The sequence below is a fragment of the Rhizobium atlanticum genome (assembly GCF_030182485.1).
Classification (GTDB): domain Bacteria; phylum Pseudomonadota; class Alphaproteobacteria; order Rhizobiales; family Rhizobiaceae; genus Rhizobium.
The window spans coordinates 1-24,382 of the sequence record NZ_JAQJCJ010000035.1; the positions used below are offsets into that span (position 1 = coordinate 1).

General features: G+C 58.4%; 17 protein-coding genes. 3 read left to right on the forward strand and 14 right to left on the reverse strand.

What is annotated here, in order from left to right; all coding sequences use genetic code 11:
• On the reverse strand, positions 1–3,679 hold a 3,679-nt coding region (locus tag PH551_RS30470; protein ID WP_285196149.1), incomplete at its 3' end, for a N,N-dimethylformamidase beta subunit family domain-containing protein.
• A 620-nt stretch (positions 3,680–4,299) separates the two neighbouring features.
• Between PH551_RS30470 and PH551_RS30475 the strand changes: the two genes are divergently transcribed.
• Together PH551_RS30475 and PH551_RS30480 are read left to right on the forward strand one after the other, a co-directional pair.
• Positions 4,300–5,601 carry a polysaccharide biosynthesis/export family protein gene (locus PH551_RS30475; RefSeq protein ID WP_483315452.1) on the forward strand — a complete coding sequence of 434 codons (1,302 nt, stop codon included), beginning with the start codon at positions 4,300–4,302 and terminating at the stop codon, positions 5,599–5,601.
• A 27-nt stretch (positions 5,602–5,628) separates the two neighbouring features.
• A complete protein-coding gene (locus PH551_RS30480) occupies positions 5,629–7,134 on the forward strand; it encodes an O-antigen translocase (RefSeq protein ID WP_285196150.1) in 1,506 nt (501 codons plus the stop codon).
• A 193-nt stretch (positions 7,135–7,327) separates the two neighbouring features.
• Here the strand turns inward: PH551_RS30480 and PH551_RS30485 are convergent, their stop codons facing one another.
• From PH551_RS30485 to PH551_RS30510, 6 genes are read right to left on the reverse strand one after another with little or no spacing between them, the layout of a single operon-like run.
• A complete protein-coding gene (locus PH551_RS30485; protein WP_285196151.1) occupies positions 7,328–8,545 on the reverse strand; it encodes a DegT/DnrJ/EryC1/StrS family aminotransferase in 1,218 nt (405 codons plus the stop codon).
• Positions 8,542–9,516: an NAD-dependent epimerase/dehydratase family protein gene (locus tag PH551_RS30490; RefSeq protein ID WP_085777576.1), complete on the reverse strand. Its 975-nt coding sequence runs from the start codon at positions 9,514–9,516 to the stop codon at positions 8,542–8,544. The genes PH551_RS30485 and PH551_RS30490 overlap by 4 nt, the downstream gene beginning before the upstream one ends.
• Positions 9,513–10,229, reverse strand: coding sequence for an acyltransferase (locus PH551_RS30495; RefSeq protein WP_085777575.1), 717 nt, complete (start codon positions 10,227–10,229; stop codon positions 9,513–9,515). The genes PH551_RS30490 and PH551_RS30495 overlap by 4 nt, the downstream gene beginning before the upstream one ends.
• Complete coding sequence (locus tag PH551_RS30500) at positions 10,219–11,322, reverse strand: DegT/DnrJ/EryC1/StrS family aminotransferase (protein WP_285196152.1); 1,104 nt, start codon at positions 11,320–11,322, stop codon at positions 10,219–10,221. Before PH551_RS30500 ends, PH551_RS30495 begins: the two co-directional genes overlap by 11 nt.
• Positions 11,319–12,356 (reverse strand): Gfo/Idh/MocA family protein, encoded by a 1,038-nt coding sequence (locus tag PH551_RS30505; RefSeq protein ID WP_085777573.1) that lies wholly within the window; start codon positions 12,354–12,356, stop codon positions 11,319–11,321. Before PH551_RS30505 ends, PH551_RS30500 begins: the two co-directional genes overlap by 4 nt.
• Positions 12,353–12,859, reverse strand: a complete 507-nt coding sequence (locus PH551_RS30510; protein ID WP_085777572.1) for an acyltransferase — start codon at positions 12,857–12,859, stop codon at positions 12,353–12,355. Before PH551_RS30510 ends, PH551_RS30505 begins: the two co-directional genes overlap by 4 nt.
• A gap of 557 nt (positions 12,860–13,416) precedes the next feature.
• On the opposite strand from PH551_RS30510, the gene PH551_RS30515 reads away from it, so the two are divergent.
• Positions 13,417–14,172, forward strand: coding sequence for a response regulator transcription factor (locus PH551_RS30515; RefSeq protein WP_085777571.1), 756 nt, complete (start codon positions 13,417–13,419; stop codon positions 14,170–14,172).
• Between the two features lie 154 nt (positions 14,173–14,326).
• On the opposite strand, the gene PH551_RS30520 is transcribed toward PH551_RS30515, so the two are convergent.
• The 7 genes from PH551_RS30520 to PH551_RS30550 all read right to left on the reverse strand — a co-directional run bounded on the left by PH551_RS30520 (position 14,327) and on the right by PH551_RS30550 (position 23,926).
• The gene (locus tag PH551_RS30520) at positions 14,327–15,373 is read right to left on the reverse strand and encodes a glycosyltransferase family 2 protein (RefSeq protein WP_285196165.1); all 1,047 of its coding nucleotides are present in this window, start codon (positions 15,371–15,373) and stop codon (positions 14,327–14,329) included.
• 128 nt (positions 15,374–15,501) lie between these two features.
• Complete coding sequence (locus tag PH551_RS30525) at positions 15,502–16,311, reverse strand: glycosyltransferase family 2 protein (protein ID WP_285196153.1); 810 nt, start codon at positions 16,309–16,311, stop codon at positions 15,502–15,504.
• Positions 16,312–16,440: 129 nt separating this feature from the next.
• A complete protein-coding gene (locus PH551_RS30530) occupies positions 16,441–17,493 on the reverse strand; it encodes a UDP-glucuronic acid decarboxylase family protein (RefSeq protein WP_085777568.1) in 1,053 nt (350 codons plus the stop codon).
• Positions 17,494–17,539: 46 nt separating this feature from the next.
• Positions 17,540–18,994 (reverse strand): sugar transferase, encoded by a 1,455-nt coding sequence (locus tag PH551_RS30535; protein WP_285196154.1) that lies wholly within the window; start codon positions 18,992–18,994, stop codon positions 17,540–17,542.
• Positions 18,995–19,001: 7 nt separating this feature from the next.
• Positions 19,002–19,868, reverse strand: a complete 867-nt coding sequence (locus PH551_RS30540) for a WecB/TagA/CpsF family glycosyltransferase (protein ID WP_285196155.1) — start codon at positions 19,866–19,868, stop codon at positions 19,002–19,004.
• A gap of 612 nt (positions 19,869–20,480) precedes the next feature.
• Positions 20,481–22,610 (reverse strand): right-handed parallel beta-helix repeat-containing protein, encoded by a 2,130-nt coding sequence (locus PH551_RS30545; protein WP_285196157.1) that lies wholly within the window; start codon positions 22,608–22,610, stop codon positions 20,481–20,483.
• On the reverse strand, positions 22,607–23,926 hold the full coding sequence (locus PH551_RS30550) for an O-antigen ligase family protein (RefSeq protein ID WP_285196158.1): 1,320 nt from the start codon (positions 23,924–23,926) through the stop codon (positions 22,607–22,609). Before PH551_RS30550 ends, PH551_RS30545 begins: the two co-directional genes overlap by 4 nt.
• Between the last annotated feature and the right edge of the window lie 456 nt (positions 23,927–24,382).

The following is a 24,382-nucleotide window of genomic DNA, read 5'->3' on the forward strand; positions in this document are numbered from 1 at the left end:
CGTTGGCGCCATGGATGGTGATCGTCAGATTCGCCGTGGCCGTGGCGCCAGCGCTGTCGCGCATCGTGTAGCTGAAGACATCGCTCAGCGTGTTGGTCGACTGTCGCAGCGCCTGGACGGTCGCATTGTTCTCGTTGACCGCATAGCTATAAGCACCCGATGCATTGAGCACGAGACTGCCATAGGTGCCGTTCAGCGCCGAGCCGAGCGTGCCTGACGTCGTCCCGAAACGGACTGCCGTGACGGTCTTGGTGTCACCGGTATCCGGATCGGTGTCGTTGGTCAGCACGTTGCCACTAGCGGCCACGCCGCCCGAACCATTGGCCACACCACCCTTCTCGGTCGCATCCCCTGCATCGGCAACCGCCGTCGGCGTCGTATTCGAGCTCGGCGTCGTAAACATCACATCGACCCAATAGTTCGTCGACTGGAAGGTGCTCGTGGGGAATAGGCTGTTGCTGCCATAGGCATAGACGCCATTGCCGCTGGCCGGCGCCGTGAGCGGACCGCTGGTTACATTTGAGGTGAAGTAGCCGGTCGTCGACGAATAGTGACCGGTATTGGTATGGTAAGATGCAGTGTAGGTTTGTCCGACCGTCAGCGATACCGGACTGGTGAAATAGGCGGTCTGCCAGCCGCTGGCAGTCTCGTTCGTGAAGGTGAGGTTCGCAATCCTCGTGCCGGTACTCGACCACAGTGAACCGGTATGTGTGCCGGTATCCTGACTTCCCTTATAAAAACGAATGCCGGTGACGGTACCTGCCACGGATGTCTGGAATTTGAAGCCGAGTTCAACCGCCGAGGTATCGTTGGTGTTGACGACCGCTGGCGTCCCCGAACCGAAGAGAGAGGTGTAACTCGGCCCGCTGACGGTGACCGTTCGTCCCGCAGAGGGCGTTTCCAGGTTGACGTTATCATCGACTGCGCGAGACCGGATGGTATAGGTGCCCGCGGTTTGCGGCTGCCAGGTATAAGTCCAGTTCTCATCGCCCGTCGCCGGATGCCAGCTCGCCCCGTTATCGGTCGAAACCTCGACCGCGGCGATGACCCCGCCTCCGGTATCGGCAGCGGTGCCGGTAATCGTCACGGTGGATCCAACGGTCGCCGTGGCGGGCACCGTGATGACCGATGTCGGCGCAGTGTGGTCCAACGAAGCGGTCGCGGCGGTGAGCCCGGACTGTAGCGTTCCAGGCTGAATGCCCATGTCAGCAAGCAAATTGACCATTGCCTGCTGTACGCGCGAGTCCGTCCGGGTCGCCGTGAGGTCGTGATTGTCGCTGAGACCCCATGTCCAGTAGACCGTGCCGGCGCCGAACACCAGCGCGCCGCTAGGCGCGCGATAGAGCGTCAGATTGTGGGTCGCCGTCGCATTGCCGGTCGTGTTTCCGTAATCGAGCAAATAGCTGCTGACCGGAAGCGTCGTCGACGACAGCTTCACCAGGCCAGCCGGATCGAAGCCGTTGTCGGGTGCTTCGTCCCACTCGTAACCGAGATAGTTTTTGGTGAGCGTTGCCGTCTGCCCGGGCTGAAGATTGGCAACGCTCGTATTGCGCCAGAAGCGAAGGTTGGCATCATCATAGCCAACGGTGATCGCACCGAGGTTGCTGCCGACATCGTCGACCTTGAACAGCTGGCCGGTCAGCGAATTCTCCGGATTGCCGCCGCCGATGGCAGGTGGGCTGAAGCGTGGGTCGCGGAAGGTGCCTGTCCATTGGTCGGAAGGATCGATATCGCCGCCCGCCCATGTCTCCTTGTAGGTGATCAGGGTGCGGTAGGGCGTGCCGTCGGCGCTATAGGCGTTGCCCCAGCGAGTGCGCCAATAGACTTCGTTGCCGCTCCAGAACATCAGGTTGACGCCCGCATCGCGCGCGGCCTCGACATTGGTTCTCTGCTGCCCCGACCAATATTCGTCATGCCCGGCATCGACATAAGTCTTGTGATTGAGCAACAGGCTGCCATAGCGATCGGCGTCGACACCCGACAGATAGGAGACATCATAGCCGTTCTGTTCCAGCCAGTAGATGCCCGCATATTCGGCACCGAACAGATAGTCCTGGGGACCGGCGTAAGTGCCGACCCCGCCGCGCGTCGCGATCGGCCTGTTATAGCTAACGGCATAGGCGCGACCGGCACCCTGCCCTGTCGCCGGACCGTTGCCGCCATAGAGGTTTGCGCCACCCCAACCATTGTAAGCTTGCCAGGTCTCATCCGCGGTCTGGAAGACGACGTCGCTGTGGCTGTCGTCGTCGCGCACGATGAACGGGATGTGATTTTCGCCCGAGGTGCCATCCTGACGGACGAGCTTGGCGATATAGACGCCTGAAACGGCATCATCCGGTACGGTCCAGGACGCCGAGACGGCCCAGTTACCGGCGTCCACCGTGCCGGTCGTCGCATTGCGCAACGGACTAGGTTGGGTCTGCAATCCGGCGTGCTGCATCGTCGCGACCTTGCGCGCCCCCATGCCGCCATAATAGCCGAGCCGATAGATATCGATCCGGTAGTTGGTAGAATTGGTATTGATCTTGAAGCTGATCGTCTTGCCATTATCGACGCTGATATCGGTCGCAAACCCTTCGATGTTGGAGCTGCCGGCACCGTCGATGCCCCACTCGCTCTCCGGATTGCCCTGCTTCTGGTTTTCCAGCACGATGGCGTTGCTGGCCACCGCCGCAGCCGCCAGGCCCTGCGTTGTCGATGACCCCTGCGTAGAAGGCTTAGGTGGCTTCGTCACAGAGCCGGACAGGATACCGATATCCTTGGATTTTGTTCCCGTTCCCGTCTCTCCCCCGCCTGGCAGGGTTCCATTGGTGAGCGCCGCGTCCGACCATGTTGCAGTGCCGGTCCAGCCCGAGAGTGGAGACAAGTCACGATCGAGAAGCGGATCGCTGACCGAGGCGCCGATTGCCTGCTTGATCGTCGCCACATAGTCCGGCCCTTCGGTCAGCCTGGTCCCCGGCAATTGACCGTCCTGTTGAAGCAGGGCGCCGCCATGAGCCCAATCGAGAATCCGCGTAGGGGAGGTAAAGTAGCCGCACCCGCACACGCCAAAGGGCATGCCGAAGGCCAGCGAATTCGCGCCGGCGTCGTGCGCAGTCGCCTGCCCTGACGGACTCGACTCGAGAATGACCACCTTGCCCGAATGGGCACGCCCGGCCGCCACCTTAGGAGCACCATGCCCCGAAGCTGTCGGTGCGGGGCTTTGCGGCAGATAGGGAGCCAGAGGATCGTCGCCCATGGAGCTCATTGCGGTATCGGTGCGCTGAAGGGACGATGCGGCCCCGAACGCAACTCGATCCGCGTGCCACTGGAACCGTGCAAAATCCGGCATAAGCGCCGACAGCGCGGCCACATCGCCGCTTCGAATTCCCATTTCGCCAGGCGTTGCGAAAGTGTCAGGCAACGGCCGCTCTTCGAGGCTGTTGACCGCGTCGCCGTTCACGCGCGCTCTCTGCCCGCCATCATACTCGTTGAGGGCCGCATCCTTATAGGGATCGTCGACAAGAATTCCCTGCTTGTGTCCCTCGGCGGTTTGCACAGATGCCGCTAGTTGAGCACTATCCTTATGCTTTTCGGCAGGTTTGCGCGATCTTTCTTTTCCGCCGACGGTCAACCATCGGGGCACCAAGGAATCCACGAGAAGTGAGTGCGAAATCCACCGGCGAGCGTTGCGATACATGGCGGGTACCTCTCGCTATATTAATCGGGATCAAATCTATGAGGATCGTTTGATACGACTCTAGGAAGTATAGTCGAAAAATAAGCGAGTATATCCTACGCCTTTCGCTCTACGGGCGCCATCCTTTGGGCAACAGCCCTGTTGTATGAAATAGTGACGGGTGCGACGGGCCGTAAAGCTTCGCCGCGTCCGGTGCAGGAAACCGCGGCGGCGGCTTAGTCCACCATCGCCACTTGGCGGCACTAACGCTGGAAACGCCCAGGCAGGAAGCGGCGGACCGGGTCGACCAAGCGATGCAAAGGCCGTCTGCATCGGGGGCGCCTTCGATCCGGCACGCCTATGCGATCGCGGTCCTTTACGGCGAGCGCACCTATTCCTGCGTGCATGATCTCGTGATTTTTCAGGATGATCGCTCTCTGAGATATACGCTCCTGCTCGATTTGACTGAGGCACCCACCCCATCTCATCAATAGTGATGAGGCAAAGCAAACGACCTTCACCTTCCTCAAGCCTTCGCCAGACGGCACACTAACGATGCGGCTTCGGACCTGCCAGCCGGCGGTCGAACAGCGTGAAGGCATTGGATCAGTATCCGTTCAAGGATGCTTCGCAGGCGAGATATGTATATGAATTCATCGCACCGCATCCCTCAGCTGCTCTTTCGCACGACGTTTGTCATCGGTGCACTCGCATTTCTTGCCGAAGCGGTGTCGCCGGCTCTCGCCGATAGCGCGTTCTTCGCTCCACAAACGAAAATCCGTCTGAGTGTCGTGCAATGGATACCGTCCAAGGGGCAGTTTGATCGGTTGGATGGGATCAGTGGGGAATACACTGTTTCGGATTCAGGTATAATCTCCCTGCCCTTCCTGGGGTCGTTGGCCGTCGCCAATCTCGACAATGCGGGCCTTACCATCGAGATTGCCAAACGCCTTCAGGCGAAGATGGGTCTGGCCCAGGCACCTGCAGTGACCATCGACGTTCTGGACTATTCCTCCATTTACGTGGTGGGAGACGTGATGGCGCCGGGAGAATACAAGTTTCGCTCCGGCCTCAGTGTCTTGCAGTCCCTCGCCATGAGCGGCGGCCCGTTGCGGGCGGCGGCGCAGCAGCAATCGCAGGCGATCAGGCTTGCCGGCGATTTGCGGGACATTGACCACTCGCTGCTGCGCAGTTCTGCAAAGCTCGCGCGGCTGCAGGCGGAGATGGCGGACGCGAAGGAGATAGTCTTCGATCAGCCGTCCGCCGCCGATCGGCAATATGCCGAGAGTATCTACGAGGAGGAGCGGGTCATTTTCCAGGCCCGTGCAAGCGCGCTGGACAGACAGTCGGTAGCGCTCGTCGAATTGCGTAATCTCTTGACTGCGGAAGTCGAAACGCTGCAAGAAAAACTGAAAGGCTCGGATGACAATATCCAGTCAGTGGAGGAACAACTGACGAGCGTGAAGACGTTGGTCCAGAAGGGCCTGACGATCTCCTCACGTCAGATGGATCTGGAACGATTGCTCACCACCTATCGCTCCGATCGGCTCGATCTCGTGACTGCCATCATGCGGGGACGCCAGGCAATCAACGAGACGACGCGCAGTCTCGAGGGACTTTCCGACACTCGCCGCAATGAGCTCGCTACCGAGGTGCAGGCGGAAAAGGCCAATCTCGATCAGCTCAAATTGAAGCGTGACACCACGCAACAACTGCTTCTCGAAGAACTGTCGAGCGGCGCCAGCGTGAAGAATTACAATGAAGAATTGCCGCTGACGTTCATCGTGAGTCGGCGGGAAAAGGGTGAGGTCAGTCAGTTCCAGGCTTCCGAAATGACGGAGCTGGCACCGGGCGACGTGGTCAGGGTGACTCGGGTACGCACCGCCGATGTGTCATCAGAAGACGCCGCTGCGCTGCCTGTCCAGACAATGTCAGTCAGGTAAGCCGATGATGACGGGCTGGGGCTTTCGATGACTTTCAGAATGATCCCACCAAGCCAGACCTATACCCAGATCCTCAAATCGACGATGCTGATGGGCGGCTCTTCGCTGGTCAACGTCGCACTCAGCATCGTCAGAAACAAAGCCATGGCCGTTCTGCTCGGGCCGGAAGGCATCGGGCTGATGGGCCTTTACAGCTCGATCGTGGATATGGCGCAGTCCCTCGCTGGTCTGGGCGTCGGCGGCAGTGGCGTGCGTCAGGTCGCTGAGGCAGCCGGCACCGGCGATACAAACAGGATTGCCCAATCGGCGACCGTACTGAGACGCATATCAGTGGTGCTGGCGCTCTTTGGGGCGCTCCTTCTTGCCGCATTGGCGTATCCTGTCTCAAGTTTCACCTTCGGTGATTACCAGCACGTCGGGGGCATTGTGCTGCTGTCGCTCGCCGTTTTCTTCCGGCTGGTGTCTGCGGGGCAAGGCGCATTGATTCAGGGCATGCGCGGAATTGCGGATCTTGCCCGCATCAACGTGCTTGCCGGACTCTTCGGTACAGGGGTGAGTATCCCCCTGATCTATCTCTTCGGGGTGCAGGCGATCGCACCGTCGCTCGTGGTCATTGCAGCTGCCTCAATCGTTCCGACGTGGTGGTACAGCCGGCGGATCTTTCCAAATCCATACCCGATGTCGACGCGCCAGTTCAGCCGGCAGGTGTCGGCTCTGCTCCGGCTCGGGTTCGTCTTTATGGCAAGCGGTCTTCTGACCTTCGGCGCGGCCTATGCCATCCGCATCATCGTGCTGAAGGAAGGCGGCGTCATGGCGGCGGGATTGTATCAAGCTGCCTGGGGTCTCGGCGGTCTCTACGCCGGCTTCATCCTGCAGGCCATGGGGACGGATTTCTATCCTCGTCTGACTGCAATGATCGACAACGATGTCGAATGCAACCGGCTCGTCAACGAACAGGCCGAAGCCAGCATGCTGCTCGCCGGTCCCGGCCTGCTCGGCACGCTGACGCTGGCGCCGCTCATGATGAGCCTGTTCTATTCGGCAGAATTCCACGGGGCAGTCGAACTTCTGCGCTGGATCTGTCTCGGCATGATGCTGCGCATTATTTCCTGGCCGATGGGTTTCATCGTCGTGGCGAAGAACACCCAGGCGATTTTCTTCTGGACTGAGGTTGCGGCTGCAGTCGTGCATGTTGGGCTTGCCTGGCTTCTGGTATCGCTGCTCGGTACCCAAGGAGCCGGCATGGCGTTTTTTGGCCTCTATGTCTGGCACGGCATCCTGATCTATGTGATCGTCCGCAAGTTGACCGGTTTTCGCTGGTCCGCCGCCAATCGCCGACATGCGTTGCTTTTCTTGCCCGCATCGGGACTGGTATTCCTGATGTTCTCGATCTTGCCGCTGTGGCCGGCGACGGTGATCGGCTTCGTCGCCGTCCTTGTCTGTGGGTTGTATTCGCTGCGCATGCTGGTCGACCTGCTTCCGCCGGAGTCCGTGCCGGCCATGATTCGCGGATGGATCACGAAGTCAGCCTAGAGCGATTCAGCTCATCACGGAAATGCAAGACCATTCTAACCTTTTGTATTTACGGCAAATTGCCGGCAAGAGCGCTTCGCGCTTTGCCTGGGAAAACCGCTTCGCACTTACCTGGTGCTCTAACGAACAATGCGCGCATCCTCAGATCCGCGCATTGTTCGTTATGCAAATTGCCGCGTGAGGCAGATGGCGTTCAGGCGACAGCAATATCCATGTGAGATTGGACGCCGGCGGCTCCGACGGTCGCCTCCTCGAGGGCTGCGCGAAGTGCCTCAACAACCCTGACGATGTCGAGGTCCGTCATCTGGGCGAAGAGCGGCAGGATTATCGTTTCCTGCTGCGCTGACACGCTTCGCGCCAGGCCAGTGGCGGCTCGATTGACGCACTGGCCGGAATAGGCTCCTTCCAGATGAATGTTCATCACGCCGCGCCTGGTCGATATCCCTTGATCGAGCAGCACCTGCATGACTGCCCGTTGGTCGACGGCATCAGGTAATCTCACACAGAAGCTCTGCCAGTTGCTGCGGGCCCAATCAGGCTCCATTGGCAGCGTTAGGCCGGCGATCGTCGACAGGCGCTCGCAATATTGAGCGGCAATCCGCCTTCGCTCTGCAACCAGCTCCGGCAGCCGGCGGAGCTGCACCCGTCCGACTGCGGCCTGGAGGTCGGTCATGCGATAGTTGTAGCCCAGTTCATCATAGTCTTCGAAAATCACCTGTTTCGAGCCGTGGCGGACAGCGTCGGTGACGCTCATGCCATGCTGGCGCCACAGCCGGAATTTTCGGTCATATTCCGGGTTGGCCGTCGTCAGCATGCCGCCATCACCCGTGGTGACGACCTTTCGGGGATGGAAGGAGAAGCAGGCAATGTCGCCATGCGGCTTGCCGATCTTTTCCCAACGCCCGTCCCAAAGGATTTCGCTTCCCGTCGCACAGGCCGCATCCTCGATAACCGGTATCGAATGGCGCTTGCCGATCTCGACGATCGAACGGAGATCGCAGGGCATGCCGAGCTGATGCACGCACAGGATTGCCTTGGTGCGCGGCGTGATTGCCGTTTCGATCAAGCTGGGGTCGATATTGTAGCCATCCGGCGCGATATCGACGAACACGGGTACCGCATCGCAGTATCGAACGGCGTTCGCGGTGGCGATGAACGAATGGCTGACCGTGATGACTTCATCGCTGGCACCGATGCCGACCGCCATCAAGGCGAGATGAAGCGCGGTTGTGCAGTTGGAAACGGCACAAGCGTGCCCGGTGCCGACGAGGGCTGCGAATTCCTTTTCAAATGCCGTGACTTCCGGCCCCTGCGTCACCCATCCCGACAGGATGACACGACGCGTGGCTTCAGCCTCTTCCTCTCCGAGAACGGGTTTGGCGACGGGAATCGTCGATAATAACGGGCTCATGCAGCCTGGCCTCCCGCCGAAGCAGTCTTCGACTGCCACCACGCGACAAGGTCACGAAGCCCCTGCTCCATCGAGATTTCCGCCTTGAAGCCCAGAAGCCTTTCGGCCTTGCTGATGTCGGCAAGACGACGTGTGACGCCGTTGACGGCGCGCGCCTCTTTGTGCTGCGGCTCGAGTGAGTATCCCATGATTTCGCTCAGCATCCGCGCGAGTTCCAGCAGGCTTATTTCCCTGCCGCTCGCGACGTTGAACACCTCGTCCGTAACGTCGCTCTTTGCCGCCAGGATGTTTGCCCGCGCGATATCGCGTGCATCTACGAAGTCCATCGTCTGACTGCCGTCTCCATAAACGAGCGGCGGCATTCCGGCTGCCAGGCGTTCCATCCAGCGGATCAGAACTTCGGTATAGGCGCCGTAAACGTCCATTCTCGGGCCGTAGACGTTGAAATAGCGCAGCGCCACATAGCGCAGGCCGTACATTTCCGCGAAACTGCGCAATAGACCCTCGTTGAAGGTCTTGGCGGCGCCGTAGATCGTCCGGTTATTGTAGGGGTGATGCTGCTCGGTCGTCGGGAAGCTTTCGGCAAGCCCCAGCACGGAGGCGGAGGAAGCAGCGACGACCTTCGATACGCCTGCCTTCACGGCAGCTTCGAGGACGTTGAACGTGCCTTCGGCCAGAACATCGAAGGCGAGCCGCGGGTCTTCGGCGCATTGCGTGATGCGGATCGCCGCCTGGTGAAAGACGATGTCGACGTCTTCGAAGGTTTTCGCCAGCAGTGCCCTGTCGCGGATATCGCCTTCGATGATGTTGACGGAGCCGCTTGATATTGCCGTGCTGAGATTGTCCCGGCGCCCGCGCACGAAATTGTCGAGGACGATGATCTCGCGAGGTTTTTCCAATGCAACAAGATCGGCAATATGCGAACCGATCAGACCGGCACCGCCGGTGATGAGCACCCGTTTGTTTCTCATGATCTTCCCTCACGCGACATGTTCGTCATCGGATCATTCTCCGAACGCCAACGTATGAATTTCGCCGGTACACCGGCGGCAACAGAGAACGGCTCGACGTCGGAAACGACAACTGCACCCGCTCCAACGATCGCCCCCTTCCCGATGGTCACGCCGGGAAGAATGGTCGCATTCGTTCCGATATCGGCCTCGGCACAGATGCGGACCGGCTTGATTTCAAGATCCGTACGGATGATCGGCACGTCTATCGGCAGTGCTGTGTGGGTCGAGCCAAGCACCTTGGCGCCCGGCCCCCACCCGACCGAATCCTCGATCACAAGGTCGCGCGCGTCGAAATAGGCCATCGGGCCGATCCAGACATTGTCGCCGATGACGCAGGTGCCATCGTAGCGTCCCTGGATGTAGGCCTGAGCGCCGATGAACACGCCATTGCCGATTTCGAAGGTTTCCGGATGTTTGAAACCGGCGCCGCTAGCGACCTGCAAACCTTCGCCGCAGCTGCGCGTGATAGCCCGCCAGATGGCTTTGCGCATCAGCGCGTCGACGACGCCGTCGCCTGTCGCGAAGCGGCCGTAGAGTTCGATCAGGCCGGCGCGCCCATATGCTTGCCTGAGCTCTTCGGCGAGCCCCGCTTGATAGGCTGGATCTGCCGGCTTCTGGCTGCGGCCGTGGACGGCCTGCACGACACGAGCCTCGCGTGGACTAGCTGACATAGGCATACTCCAGCGCAGCCGCGACCTGATCGACGTGCTGTACGGGCATTTCAGGGTAGATCGGCAAGGAGAGAACCTCGCGTGCGGCGGCTTCCGAGACCGGGAAGTCCCCTGCTTGGTAACCGAGGTCGGCATGGGCCTTCTGCAAATGAACGGGAATAGGATAGTGCAGACCGGATGGAATGCCCTCTCCTGTGAGCACACGTTGCAGGCCGTCCCGATCGTGGCTTCTGATGGCGTAGACATGGTAGACATGCCGCCGCTCCGGCACTTCGACAGGCGTTCGCAAATGCGGCGATCCTGCAAGCAGCGAGGAGTAGCGGCGACCATGCGAACGACGGGCTTCGGTCCAGGCTTCGAGATGCCGGAGCTTGACGCGCAGAATGGCTCCCTGGATGGCATCCATGCGATAGTTGAAGCCCTTCAGCAGATGGTGATAGCGCTGCTCCTGACCCCAATCCCGCAGCATGCGCATTGTCTTGGCCTGCTCATCGCTGTTCGTGACGGCGATCCCGCCCTCGCCGCAGGCGCCGAGGTTCTTACCCGGATAGAAGCTGAAGCAGCCAGATGCGCCGATGCTGCCGGCGCGCGCGCCCTTATACCGGGCGCCATGTGCCTGGCAGGCGTCCTCGATGACCGGAATCCCGTAGCGATCAGCGACTGCCATGATGCTATCCATATCCGCCATCTGACCGTAGAGATGGACGGGGATGATGGCCTTGGTCCGGGAGGTGATCTTCGCCTCCAACTGAGCCGGATCCATGGTCAGCGTCACCGGCTCGACATCGACGAATACCGGTGTTGCGCCGGTATAGCAGATTGCCGACACAGTCGCGACAAAGGTGAACGGCACGGTGATGACTTCATCGCCGGGACCAATGCCCGCCGCAAGCAAAGACAGATGCAGGGCACTCGTCCCGGTGTTGACGGCGATCGCGTGTTTGACGCTGCAATAATCCGCAAATTCCTGCTCAAGGCGGATGACTTCCTCGCCCAGTATGTATTGCCCAGAGGCGAGCACGCCGAGCACGGCGGCGTCGATTTCGCTCTTGATCGATTGATATTGTGCTCTGAGGTCCAGAAAGGGGATCATGCGATGCGCCTCGCCTCTTCGAGCTCGACGACACGACCGCGCTGTGCGAGCGAACGGCTTGCGGCTTCAAGCACCCGAACGACACGCAACCCGGCATGCCCGTCCGTAATGGGCCGGGAATTCTGCTCGATGCACTCGACGAAGTGATCCAGTTCGCGCTTCAATGCCTCGGTCATATCGAGCTTGGGTGCCCACATATCGCCGCTGCGGTAGCCGACCAGCATCTGATGCACCTTCTCTCCGTACGCATCGGAATTGGGGCACATGGTGATGCCCTTGTCATAGACCTTGATCTTTTCGCTGGGCTCGAGATCGTCATAGACGATCATCTTGTTGCTGCCGCCGATCAGCGTGCGGCGCACCTTGACCGGCGCCAGCCAATTGACGTGGATGTGCGCGATGAGCTTGCTCTCGAAAAAGAGCGTCAGATAAGCGATGTTCTCCGGCTCGCCGAGCACGTGGCTCATGCCCGTCGCGGAAACAGCCACCGGTTTTTCCTGCAGGACGTGGTCCAGGATGGAAAGGTCGTGCACCGCGAGGTCCCAGATGACGCTGACATCATGCTGGAAGAGCCCGAGATTGACCCGAACCGAGTCATAATAATACATGTCGCCAAGGCCGCTTTCGACCAGTTCGCGCATTTTCCGCACGGCGCCGGTGTGGACGAAGGTATGATCCACGGCCAGCACGAGGCGTCGGCGCGCAGCTTCGTCGACCATTCGCGACGCTTCGTCCGCCGTCGCTGCCATCGGCTTTTCGACGAAAACATGCTTTCCGGCCATCATCGCCTGCATTGCAAGCTTGAAATGCGTCGAGACCGGCGTCGCGATGGCGATCGCGTCGACTCTCGGATCGCGCAAAACTTCCTCGAAATTGTCGGTGACCGTTATTGCGGGGTACCGGCTTTTGACGGCCCCCAACCGTTCGACATTGAGATCACAGACTGAAACAAGGTGGGCGCCGGCCGCTTCAGAGATGTTACGAACCAGATTTGGACCCCAATACCCATATCCAACAACAGCGATACCGATCATTCCATTTCTCCCAACGCAAACATGTCTACCGGTCCGTCATTGACGCGGCCGATTACCCTGGCCGGAACGCCCGCTACGATGGCGCCGTCTGGCACGTCTTTTGTTACAACCGCTCCGGCGCCGACCTGCGCAGCCTCTCCGATGGTCACGCCGGGCAGAATGGTGGCGTTGCTGCCGATCGACGCGTGGCGCTTGACGAGTGTAGGGATGAGTATCCAGTCGGTCTCCGTCTGCAGGCTGCCGTCCGGATTAATGGCGCGCGGGTACGTGTCGTTCGTAAACATGACCCCGTGGCCGATGAACACGCCGTCTTCCAGCGTCACGCCCTCACAGAGGAAGGAATGGCTGGAAATCTTGCAGTCTCTCCCGACCACGACATTCTTCTGAATTTCGACAAAGGTGCCGATGCGCGTTCCTGCGCCGATCGTGCAGCCATACAGATTCACGAGATCTCGATGGTGGATGACGCTACCGTCACCCAGCTTGACATTTGATGCAATCATCCCTGAAAACCCCTACTACTCCTAACAGGGCCCGATTTTCAGTTAAAACAAACAATCGGGCGATTGCGTCCAAGGTTTCAAACCAACAGGACAAATATTTCTCTACACTTCAAAGAGAATTGTTTTCGTCATCCGAGTAAAGAAACAAAACGGTTAAGCTTACCCACCTAAAGGCGTATCTACTTATGACGACTTACGCCTTGGCTCATTCTATCGACCAGCACTGGAGGCAGGGGGCCACCTCCCGCACGCAATGCGGGCCTACGCCGGAGACAGCGATTGTTTCCATGCATTTAGTGGCTTGCCATAAAACTTATATGTAAAAACAGAGACTATCCTGAAAGGAGTCCAGTAAGACCTAAGTCTATACTCAGGATTACCTTCAGATTTTCATCCAATTGTGAAAGCTGTGCTGTACTTAGCCTATATTAGCTACTGTAACGTTCCGCGAATTGTGGTATTCGATTCCTACTTTAGAGTTTCCTAAACCCCCGTATTGAGAGGGGTCGGTACTCGGGTCGTAGTGAAGCGTAACGTGTTAGAGGGAGGGTGAAGCTGTGAATTCAGCACTTATACCGAATTTGGACCTCAGGCAGGAAAACGTAGCTCTTCCCCTTAATAACGCGCACACACTTGCCCTGTCGGCAGGGCAGACGCATTCGCTTGTCATTCTCGATAATCGCGAACTTGATCGTCAATGCCTGGCGCAATGCATGGCTGCTCAAAAGGCGGATTTGCAGATTCTGGCGTTTGGTTCGATTGAGGAGTGGAAGCAGAAGCGCGACGAATACGCTCCGCTTGCGGCAATCCTCTTGAATGTAGGCGGCAAAAAGGTCGATGAACCGGCCGTTTCGGAGCAAATCCGGAAGCTTTCGTCGGAATTCGCCTCTACACCCCTTATCGTGTTGGCTGATAGCGACGATTTCGGACAAATCGTCAGGGCTCTTGAGTACGGAGCCAAAGGGTTCATACCCGCCTCAGTCAGCGTCAGCGTCTGCATGGAGCTGATCGCGCTGTCGGTGGCAGGAGGAATATTTGTGCCTGCAAGCGCCCTGTTCGCCATGCGTCACCTGCTGGACTCGAACAACTCGACGGCCCGCCCGCTCTCCGGCATCTTCACCGATCGTCAGGCAGAAGTGGTCGAGGCGCTCCGACGCGGAAAGGCGAACAAGATCATCGCCTATGAGCTCAATCTCCGAGAGAGCACTGTCAAGGTGCATGTTCGCAACATCATGAAAAAGGTCAAAGCGACCAACAGGACGGAAGTTGTTTTCAAGCTCAACGACTTGTTCCAAAGTGGTGTTCCGGCGTGAGCGTGAATACAGCGATGTGCTGATACAACTCTTGAGACAAATCTTTTCGTCCGGTACATTTGTGCTCAAATCAGCCCGGTGGCGCGAAATGCGTCACCGGGTTTTTTGATACCGGGCAGGTCTGTCGCGGGTGGCGTGAAGTGCGATCGAGCCCTCAGCTGCCGACCGTTGTTCCTGTACTTGCAGATGATCTAACCCGGTTCCTGCGCATGCATCCTGCAACTCGTCGCCCGATGGACCTCAAGGCGCACCAATGCTTTGGCCCGATCGTTTGCTTGCAGGCCAATTTGAACCAGGGCAGCGAATTTCGCAGCTCGGGAGAGACCTCCAGGGCAAAATGCTGGATGGCCGCGGCCGTAGCAAGGTCGAAGTTGTTGAAGGCGATGCCAGCCTGTTGAAGCGCCTTCTTTCCGAGATCCATGGCAAGAAAGCGTCGTAGCATCTGATCCTTTTTGAGGCTATCTGTCGCTTGGCTAAACAGGGCATCAAAAGCCTTTTTTCTTTGTAGAAGGTCGGAAAGAACGTTTTCGCCGTAGTACTGCAGCGACATGTTCGAAGCATGTCGGCGATATACTGCTTGATCCTCTTTGATGAAGCCTACGTCAGCATGTGCTGCGAGCCGCAGCCACATTTCCATATCGCCGGCGTGCGGCAGTTCCTTAAGATAGCCGCCAACCTGCTTTTGCAGCGCCGTCCTCACGACAGCCGTCGGCGTTGGAACGAGATTGCTTGCCCCACTCAACCGCATGAATTGCGGACCGGACAAGACCTGCATATGACGCACGTCATGGTCGCCGAGAGGATCAGCGCGGCTCGTATTACCGTCCGGCTCAGCTATGAGCGCGTTCCCGAACGCCATCCCCACATTCGGATAGGTGCGCATCAGCTCCGCCGCGCGGCCCAGCGAGCCCGGCAAAAGATAATCATCCGCAGAAAGAAGCAGGAATAAGTCACCGCCTGCCCAATCGATCCCCTCATTGTAGGTGGCGATGTGGCCCATGTTTGTCGTGTGCCGCCGATAAGTGACCCGGTCATCCCGGGACGCCAGCGCCTTTCCGACTTCCGGTGTATTGTCCGGCGAGCAGTCATCCAGAATAAGCACGCGCACATCGACGCCCGCTTGTGAAAGGACACTCTCAACAGACTCCTGCAGGAAATGAGCGTAGTTATAGCAGGGAATGACGACATCAACACGTTGCAAACTTATTCCTCCGCCGGCACAACGCCACGCTTGGTTCGAGAGATCTTCCGCCCGCGGCATCGTATTGTTGTTAAGTGGCGTTTGTTTCCCGCTCGCAGATGCGTTGAGAGATGTTTCCGCCTCGGCACTCATGTTTTGGCTCCGAGATAGGAATACGGGGAAAGTCTTGACAGCGCATATTGACCGACCAGCTTTGCTACCGTGCGACGCCTGAGCGGGAAGCCGAAATCCTGCCAGATGCGCCAGCGGTCTCGGACCGGAAGGGACTTGAACCAGTAGTAGGGCTGGTCAGTGAACGCGAGGGTCTTGCTGCCCGCGGGGGCAGGTTCGCCCATCCGCTTGTAGTCGGCTTCCCAAGTCGTGCGGTAACAGACCGTCGAGATCGGCTCATGAGAGCGCGGCAGCCCGGAGCTCCGTATCGAGCTCCAATAGACAGAATCTCCTACTGGATAGAGTTCCCTCGGCATGTGAGCCCAACGCGCGACGATCGGAAGGCACGGCCGCGTGAGAAACAAGCAGTTCGTATCCACGTGCGTTCGGCCGTCGCTTTTTGAGTCGTCGAACATGTAGGTGCCGTCTGCGCGATGCATCGAACGTCTCGATGAGCAAACCGCAGCACCGGTACGGTGGTGAAGTTCAAGCAGACGCTGGATGTGGTCGGATCTGTACCAGTTGTCCGCATCGAGAAACGCCACCGCGTCATAACCCTGGGCGAAGGCGCTGAGGCTGCCGATTACGCGAGCCATGTTGCCCGCGTCGCCGTGAGCATCGGGCAGGATGAAATGTTTTGCGCCCCAGCGAGCGACGGAACTGTTCGGAAAGCCGTCGGCAACAAAGACGTGGTCGCATGCAACGGTCTGGTCGACAACGCTCGCCCGGCACTGCTCAAGGAGTTCGTTGGGCTCCTTGTAATATGGTGTAATAACAGCAACGCGCATTGCCCGTGTCCTCAGTGTTTTTGCGGCGATCTGCACGTCCGACGCTCGCCGCCCTTTTTTACAAACCGCGATATGGGCTCGGTTCATTAAACCCAAACCGAGCCAGGACTTGCGCTTTGACGTTGCCGATCACGTTCCCAAGGGCGCGGCGTGCGGAACGGGAACGCCGACGGCAGGCGCAGGCGGATTGGTGTAGGCCATCTGCGGAAATCTGACGCCGGGCATGCTTCTCGCCTCGCCGGAAAGCTTCCACTCGAAATAGGCGATCGTTCTCTCGAGCCCTTGGCGCAGGCTCACCGTCGGCTGCCAGCCCAGTTCCTGCTTTGCCCGGCTGATATCGGGTTTGCGCTGGGTCGGATCGTCGATCGGCAGGGGTCTGAAGACGATGCTTGATTTCGATCCGGTCATGTCAATGACCATTTCGGCCAGTTCCCGGACCTGGAATTCTCCCGGGTTACCGAGATTGATCGGACCCGTAACGCCGGCCGGCGTACCCATCAGGCGGATGAAGCCCTCGATCAAATCGTCGACATAGCAGAAGGAGCGCGTTTGCGTGCCGTTGCCGAAGATGGTGATCGGCTCGTTTTGAAGCGCCTGAACAATGAAATTGGAGACGACGCGTCCGTCATTGGTCTGCATTCGTGGCCCGTAGGTATTGAAGATCCGCGCCACCCGGATTTCCACGCCATATTGACGGTGATAGTCGAAGAACAGTGTCTCGGCGCACCGCTTGCCTTCGTCATAGCATGCCCGGGGGCCTATCGGACTGACGCTTCCGCGATACTCCTCAGGCTGCGGGTGAACCGCCGGATCGCCATAGACCTCGCTTGTCGATGCCTGGAAGATCTTTGCCTTTGTGCGTTTGGCCAGGCCGAGCATATTGATCGCCCCATGCACATTGGTCTTCACGGTCTGCACCGGATCGTGCTGGTAGTGGACCGGAGATGCTGGGCAGGCGAGGTTATAGATCTCATCGACCTCCACATAAAGCGGGAATGTGATGTCGTGGCGGAGTATTTCAAAACGAGGATCGTCAAGAAGGTGCAGTACGTTATCGCGCGAGCCGGTATAGAAATTGTCCACGCAGAGGACGTCATTGCCCTCTCGCAAAAGCCTTTCGCACAGGAATGATCCCAGAAATCCGGTGCCGCCGGTAACCATAATTCGCTTCTGTCCGTGCATTTATTTGCTCCGTTGTTAATGTTTGCCCACCGGGATGGAGAACATGTCAGCAGGCTCCCTTGCCTTTCAGGACCGCAGGAATTGTGCTGAGAAGGATGTGCCAATCGAACCACAAGGATCGATTGTCGATGTAGAACTCGTCGAGTTGCTGCTGCAGTTCGATATCCGCATTGCTTCGTTCGGATATCTGCCAAAGCCCCGTCAGCCCCGGCGTTACCGAGCGCCGCTTGGCACGAAACTCGCTATCCATCGCCGAAAGGTGATATTCCGGGAAGGGGCGCGGTCCCACGAAGGACATCTCTCCTGCAATGATGTTCACCAGCTGCGGGAGTTCGTCGAAACTCGATGAGCGAAGGACATGACCGATCACCGGCAGAATGCGCGGATCCTGCCGAAGCTTGAAGTGGTTCGACCACTCGGCTTGTATGTCCGGATTGTCCCGGAACAATGTTTCGAGGCGTTGTTCCGCATCTCTGTACATCGTTCTCAGTTTCAGGACGCGCACCGGCTTGCCGGACAAGCCTTCCCTGGCGTGTCTGAAGAACACGGGACCCGGATCGATGGCATAGATCGCGGCGGCGGCAACCAGAATGCAGGGCATCAGCACAAGCGCTGCCGGGATAGCGATCACGAGATCGAGGACTCGACGAACCAGGTTCGAGCTTGCCGATCTCCCACCGACGGCCAAGCGAACACCGATCTCTCCGCCGACGTCCGCCGGTCGCAAACCGGTTATTTTGAGGTTCGGCGTGTCGGAGAGGAGGATGACTTCGGCGAACTGCCGACGCATCGTTGCCAACTCCGCGATAAATGAGCCCGTATCGTCAGCGATCAAGGCAATCGATGGCCCGTTGTCGGCTGATACTTCCGAAGTGTCGGGAGAAAAGGATTCCGGCCGAATGCCATAGTGCCAATGCTCTGAGAAATACGCCACAAGCGCAGGGATGCGATTGCGGGCACCGACGATCACTGCCCGCTCACCCCAGATACCAAGCCTCCAGGACAGTCCTCGTGCGGCCCCACGCATAAGAGGTTGAACAACCAAGCCGAGGCCCATGAAGGCGATGATTGGAAGCAGCACGCCTAGTCCTTCCGGCAGAAGGATCGCCCCAAGCGCTGCGATGACCACCACCTTGAAGGACGCTGTCGTGCGGCGGCGCAGATGTTCGTGGTCGTGAAGCCGATATCCGGGATAGAGCGCGTTCGATGCATAAAGAACGATCGCTGCCAGCGCTGCGACGGCGAAAGCGCGCTCCAGCACCATGTTCTCCGAAGAGTTCGAAAGGAACGGCAGGAGAAGAAGATAGGCTATCAGGTAGCTTGCGATGTCGCCGGCAATCAGAAATGACGACGTAGCGAGCCGAGGCAACCTGCGCCTGAATGGAACCGGTATTTTCAGCTCTGCCCGCTTGCTGAATTCGGCGGTCGGTGTGGGGTTTGCCACGAAAGGTTTCGTCTTCCGCAGGTCGGACGTGATTGCTGACGGCGCAAATAGGGACATGATCGCTTCACACCTTTACGGCTGTTGCTTTTGGCGCACTCGATCCAAAAAACTCGTCTTCGATCGGAAACTTCCGAAGCCCCAGTCTCTGGAATGCTGTCAGTGAGATGAAGGTCGGCACGACGAGGGCATACCGCCGCCACAGCCGTCGCGGCTCGCACAAAAGACGAAAGGCCCATTCGAAGCCGCTTCTTTGAATGAACCTTGGAGCTTGCCGCTTGAGGCCGGCGTGAAAATCGAATGCAGCTCCGACGCCGATAAGCATCGATGCATCCAGACGGTCACGCATGCGCGCCATCCAGAGTTCCTGCTTGGGACTGCTCAGCCCCACCCAGATGATATCGGCGCCGGATTGATTGAGCCGGTCCGCAATATCGGCTTCCTCTTGCGGTGACAGTTTATGAAAAGGCGGTGCATAGGAGCCGGCTATCTCAGCTTCCGGGAATTTCGCGAGAAGCTGCGCCTGCAAGTGCTGCAGCGTCTCGGGCGTTGCGCCATAAAGGAAGTGGCGTATTCCCTTCGATGTGCCGGCCTCGAAAACAGACAACATCAGATCAGGTCCGTACACCCTGTCGCTGTCCACATGGCCAGCACGCTTCAACGCCCATACCAACGGCATGCCGTCGGGGGTCACGAGGAATGCCCGATTATGTATCGACCGGAGCTCTGGGTCATCTTGACATCGGACGACACCGTGTGCGTCGCGAACACACACATATTCCCTCCTGCCGTCTTCAATCCCTTTTTGAATAAAACCGGTCGCGCTTTTAAGATTAACTGCCGAAATGCGAACACCAAGAACATTAGTCCATTCCAGGGAGTCCTTTTGTTTAAGAACTGAAGTTTGGCTTCTGTCTGTCGGTTGCTTTCCCATGACCTACGCTTTCGCGATTTAAACTGTCATCAGAATATGCCGGCAGAGCGATTGTCTCCATACTTTCAGTTCCAACTATTGGACGTAGAAGACACTTCATATTCCTACGCCTTCGGCCGAGATAAGTTACAATATTCGAAGTAAGGCGGCGTACCCCACGGCTTGCCGCGTTGCTCTTTTTGATGAGTGCGACCCCGAAAGAGCGGTTTGACCTTCACAAGGCCGCAGAAGATAGTCACTCTCGCGCCAAGCCTGGGCGGACCTGCGCAAGAATAAAGCGGGGGGAGAGATGATTAACCCAACAGGCGAGATGACTGGGCTGACGAACCGTCAGAACTGCCCGACAAACCAACCCTAGCAGGCTTCCGCGCCGGGAACTTGATGCGCGCACCTGCGTCGCGCAGGATTCGTCGTGGCGCAGGATCCGTTGGAATTTTCGCTCTGGGCACGCTCGCCGAGGCCATGACGTCATAGCTCTTGCCGGCAGTAGTCATTTTCGCGTCACGATCGGGGCGCTATTGCGCCGAGCAACCGGCGGCGAGTGGTCTGAGCTTCGTGTGGAGCGCAATACTCCCGCCAGCAGCGACATAGCCCGTCACGTTGCCGTTCTTGTCAATTGGAGCGCGACGCTACGCTGCCTACGTCGATCCCAGCCTTCTGAAGATCGCTTAGACTGCCAAACTCTCCCGAAGGCATGATCTCCGGGTGTATCCTGAAGCTCTTGTCGTTCAGATTGCCGTTGTAGCGGTTACGCGCAAATTGCACCGATCCAAGCTTGTGGTCAGGCACGTAAATGTATGCCGCCAACCCATTGCCGCTGTCGACCGACACGATATTATTCTCGATGCGATTGGGGCCCGCCCAAGGCGGATGCCACCCCCGGCCCGTACCGTCATCGACGCGAAAGGCAGCCCCAGATCCGCCGGTAATGATGTTCCCCGTCACCAGGTTGCTCCAGCCGCCGTTTATGCCGATCGCCGATATATTATCCGAAAGCGTATTTCCTTCGATGCGCACTCCACTGGCCTTGCCGTCGGTATAGATCGCCCAACTGATAGGAGAAGGCCATTCACTGGTATTTTCATATCCAGGGGGCCAGAATGTCCCATCGACCCTGTTCATAAGCTGACCCGTTCCGGTGACGAGATTGTAGCGAATGCTGCTGTTCAAAGGGTCGGTCTGTTCACCCATCATCTTGATGGCGCCGCCGTCTGCCGTTTGCTGATTGGCGTTGCGGACCACGTTGTGTTCGATGATCGCGTCATGAACTGCGTCCTGATCTCCCCACAGCGAGCCACCGGCGATACCGAACTGGGCTGCGTTTTCGATGAGATTATGAGCAATCCTGACATTGTCGGCAGCCTGGAACCATATCCCGGCCGTTTCGAAATAGACCCTGCCGATGTCATGGATGTGGTTCGACAGGATGGTCGCACCGTCCGATTTGAGGAAGGTGCCATAGGTCGTGCCGACATAAATCCCGTTGCCGGCCACATCCGCAATCACGTTACCGGCAATCAGGACATCTTTGCTCTCGGAAACGTGGATGCCGACACCTACATTGTCGATGGAATTGCCGAGCAGCCGGACGCCGTCCGCCCGGTCGAGCCGTATGGCACCGAAGCTCCTGGTGTCGGTACCGAACTTGCCGCTGCCGCGGGGATCCCCATCCCTGATCTGGAGCCCGGATATAACCATTCCATCGGCTCCATCCAGCCTGAAGAATGTCGGCAGGATGCCGGCCACAGCCGTTGAGCTGATTGGCAATCCATCGGTCGGAATATAGACGAGTTGCTCCTTGGCGCGGTCATACCACCACTCGCCGGCAGCATCGAGCAGGGCCGCCGCCCCCGCCAGGAAATAGCGGCTGCCTTCCGCGGTGAAGAAGTAGGCAGTGCCTCTGGTGTTGATGGTCCGGTTGGCGGTGTCGATTGAAACTACCGGGAGGGTGTCACTGCCCCATTGGCTACCGGGGCTAAAACCACCGACAATATGGGCGACAAGCCCCACCGTATTTTTCGAGATCGGAAGATCGCCGGCATGGAAGCAAAAGCGCGTGTTGCCATGCCATATGTCGTCATCCTCTGTGCACTTGGCCGCAAAAAGCCATCCTTTGCGCGGATCTCCATCGAACGGGGCGTTGGGAAAGCGTGCCTGCGTCTGCAGCGCGCCCTTGACGAAAAGGTCGCCGACGGCCCTGCCTGGAGGCAGCTTCAGTGATGCCGTCCAGCGGCCATCGGCCTGTGCCGTCCAATTGCGTACAAGCGGGCCGCCGTGCAGAACCGGCGCTTCGTTGCACCTCGCCGTGATGACCAGGCCCGCGTCGCGCGCGTCGAAGACTATCGGTTCAGAGAGATAATAGTCCCCGCCGCCCAACGCGATCGTGTTTTGGCCGCCCTTCTTACGCGCAGCATCCTGAGCTCTCTCGATACTGACAAAAGGACCGTCGGTATGCTGAGGATTGGGTTTGGGAAGACGCCCACTCCAACCGTCCTTGCCATCAGGAGAAACATAGAATACCGCCCGGGCCGCAGATGTGCCCGTTGGTACATTGCTCAGTGAAGTCCCCTTCAGCCTGTCGGAAAAGGTCGCCGGCGACGCCTCCGCGCAAGTCGCTTCCCTAAGCGCCGTCTGCAGCTTATCGGGCGCATCTGCGTCCGAGGTCACTGAGGCCAGGTTGCTCGGCTGCGGAAAGAGCGTCGCAAACAGAATGCTCAAGATCGGTGCAAAATGCAGCCTCAAGTCTGCAGCTCCGCCGTTTTTCTGCGCGCGGATGCCCGCATTTTCTGGCCGGGACTCGTTGAAACAACGGGCTCGTATAGAGAGAACATGATGATGCCCGACATAAACAGAACGAAAATCGCGTCATTCTGGATCAGGAAGATGGTCTCGGTCATGTTCATCACCAAAATGACGACTGTGAAGACATTCAGCCAGAGCCAGCAATAGTGCGGGTCCCGGCATTGGAGGATCGCCCCTTGGCGCAATGCCTGTAGAAGCATCAGAGTGAATAAAATCATTCCGCTTATTCCGAAGTTCAGCAGTGTATCGCGGAATCCGCTATGGGCGTGGGGAGCCATCCATTGGATCTTCGACCAGATAATCCAGGCCTCTGGGTTCGCCTCTGTCCAAAAGGCCTGGTAGCCGAAGCCGAGCAGCAGATGATCGGCAATCTGACCATCGACCAGTTCCCACAAGGGCACTCGGCCCGTCAAAGTGGCATCCTTGCCAAGCGCCTCCAGGAATGGAACCAGGAATTCGTGAAGCAAAAGGAGGAGCCCGATGAACATTTGGACAAAAAACAGGATGAGGACGATGCGGCTGATGCCACCGATCCGCCGCAACAGGGAATAAAACCCGATCAAGCAATAGGCCGATACCGTCGCAATGATCGCGGTCATCGATCCGGAGCCCATGAGACAGGCCCCAGCCCCGATCAAGAAAAGCAAAGCTGTTCGCCGCAAACCCCGGCTACCGTCCATCAAGACGGCCGTCGACACCAGTATCATCATCGCGGCATACCACCCGAGACTGTTCTTGTGGATGAATATGCCACGCACCGCGCCGTCCATCGGCATGCGAGCGAGACCCGGCGACGCCACCAAGACCAGCAGGCTGAGGACGATGCATGTTCCGAAGGTGGCAAATGCCAGCAGAAGCAACTGCCGTGGTGTGAAGCGTATCGCCAGCACGTAAGCCAGAAGCACCGTAAAGAGCAGGCCGATGGCGCGCCTGAATGTCGTTGATGGGCCCACCGACCAGAAGACGGACACAAACGGCATGGCGACTATCAGGGGGACAAACCAATTTCGCTTGAGCGCCGTTAGAAAGTGCGGAAAATTCCGTACCAGCATCAACAATGTAAAGCCGTATACGGGTAGGTAAAGCAGACGCAATATAGACCTGGCGTGATCGCCAAGGGATCCGTCAGCGTCCGCCAGCATGAGCGGGAAAAGGGCGCCTGTCTGAAGGAAAAGGCAGAAGCCCGCGCCCCAGCACTCTATCGCTCGCCAACTGACGGTCGGCCCATTCGCGGCTCTAAGCGTATCGGCTCTCATTATCGGTCCCGATTTGCCTGGACAGATGAGAGGCTGTTGATCGCGGCAATTTGGAAAGACATCGGTCCCCTTTCACAGCTGCGCTGCTTACCAACGAACATCCCGCCACCTCCCCAGTCAACTGACGCAAACGAAGGCGCAGCTAAGCCTAACGCGCATACCCACCGTCCAAGGACGTTGGTTGGGTGAAAGCTCACGGTCTACCCCTCCCCCAAAAGTTGGTGCTTGGACCAACGGCATTGCCCATAAGAGCAGATGTCACCCGTGACCAATCGCCGGTAGCTTGGCTATGAAAACATACCGCGAAGATCGCGCTGAGCCGCAGTTGGTGGTGAAGCGAGGCAATAATTCTGGCGCAACTGGCTGTTGGCAGGTGACGCTTGGAAGGGTTGGGATTCTTATGGTTCTGCGTCATGGTCCTGGTTTCGTATGCACTATAACGGAAGCGTCACGCGT

Bases quoted from the DNA above. Each gene is read 5' to 3' on its own strand.
- PH551_RS30475 (WP_483315452.1), top strand. From the start codon at position 4,300: ATGTATATGAATTCATCGCACCGCATCCCTCAGCTGCTCTTTCGCACG.
- PH551_RS30480 (WP_285196150.1), top strand. From the start codon at position 5,629: ATGACTTTCAGAATGATCCCACCAAGCCAGACCTATACCCAGATCCTC.
- PH551_RS30485 (WP_285196151.1), bottom strand. From the start codon at position 8,545: ATGAGCCCGTTATTATCGACGATTCCCGTCGCCAAACCCGTTCTCGGA.
- PH551_RS30490 (WP_085777576.1), bottom strand. From the start codon at position 9,516: ATGAGAAACAAACGGGTGCTCATCACCGGCGGTGCCGGTCTGATCGGT.
- PH551_RS30495 (WP_085777575.1), bottom strand. From the start codon at position 10,229: ATGTCAGCTAGTCCACGCGAGGCTCGTGTCGTGCAGGCCGTCCACGGC.
- PH551_RS30500 (WP_285196152.1), bottom strand. From the start codon at position 11,322: ATGATCCCCTTTCTGGACCTCAGAGCACAATATCAATCGATCAAGAGC.
- PH551_RS30505 (WP_085777573.1), bottom strand. From the start codon at position 12,356: ATGATCGGTATCGCTGTTGTTGGATATGGGTATTGGGGTCCAAATCTG.
- PH551_RS30510 (WP_085777572.1), bottom strand. From the start codon at position 12,859: ATGATTGCATCAAATGTCAAGCTGGGTGACGGTAGCGTCATCCACCAT.
- PH551_RS30525 (WP_285196153.1), bottom strand. From the start codon at position 16,311: ATGCGCGTTGCTGTTATTACACCATATTACAAGGAGCCCAACGAACTC.
- PH551_RS30530 (WP_085777568.1), bottom strand. From the start codon at position 17,493: ATGCACGGACAGAAGCGAATTATGGTTACCGGCGGCACCGGATTTCTG.
- PH551_RS30535 (WP_285196154.1), bottom strand. From the start codon at position 18,994: ATGTCCCTATTTGCGCCGTCAGCAATCACGTCCGACCTGCGGAAGACG.
- PH551_RS30540 (WP_285196155.1), bottom strand. From the start codon at position 19,868: ATGGGAAAGCAACCGACAGACAGAAGCCAAACTTCAGTTCTTAAACAA.
- PH551_RS30550 (WP_285196158.1), bottom strand. From the start codon at position 23,926: ATGAGAGCCGATACGCTTAGAGCCGCGAATGGGCCGACCGTCAGTTGG.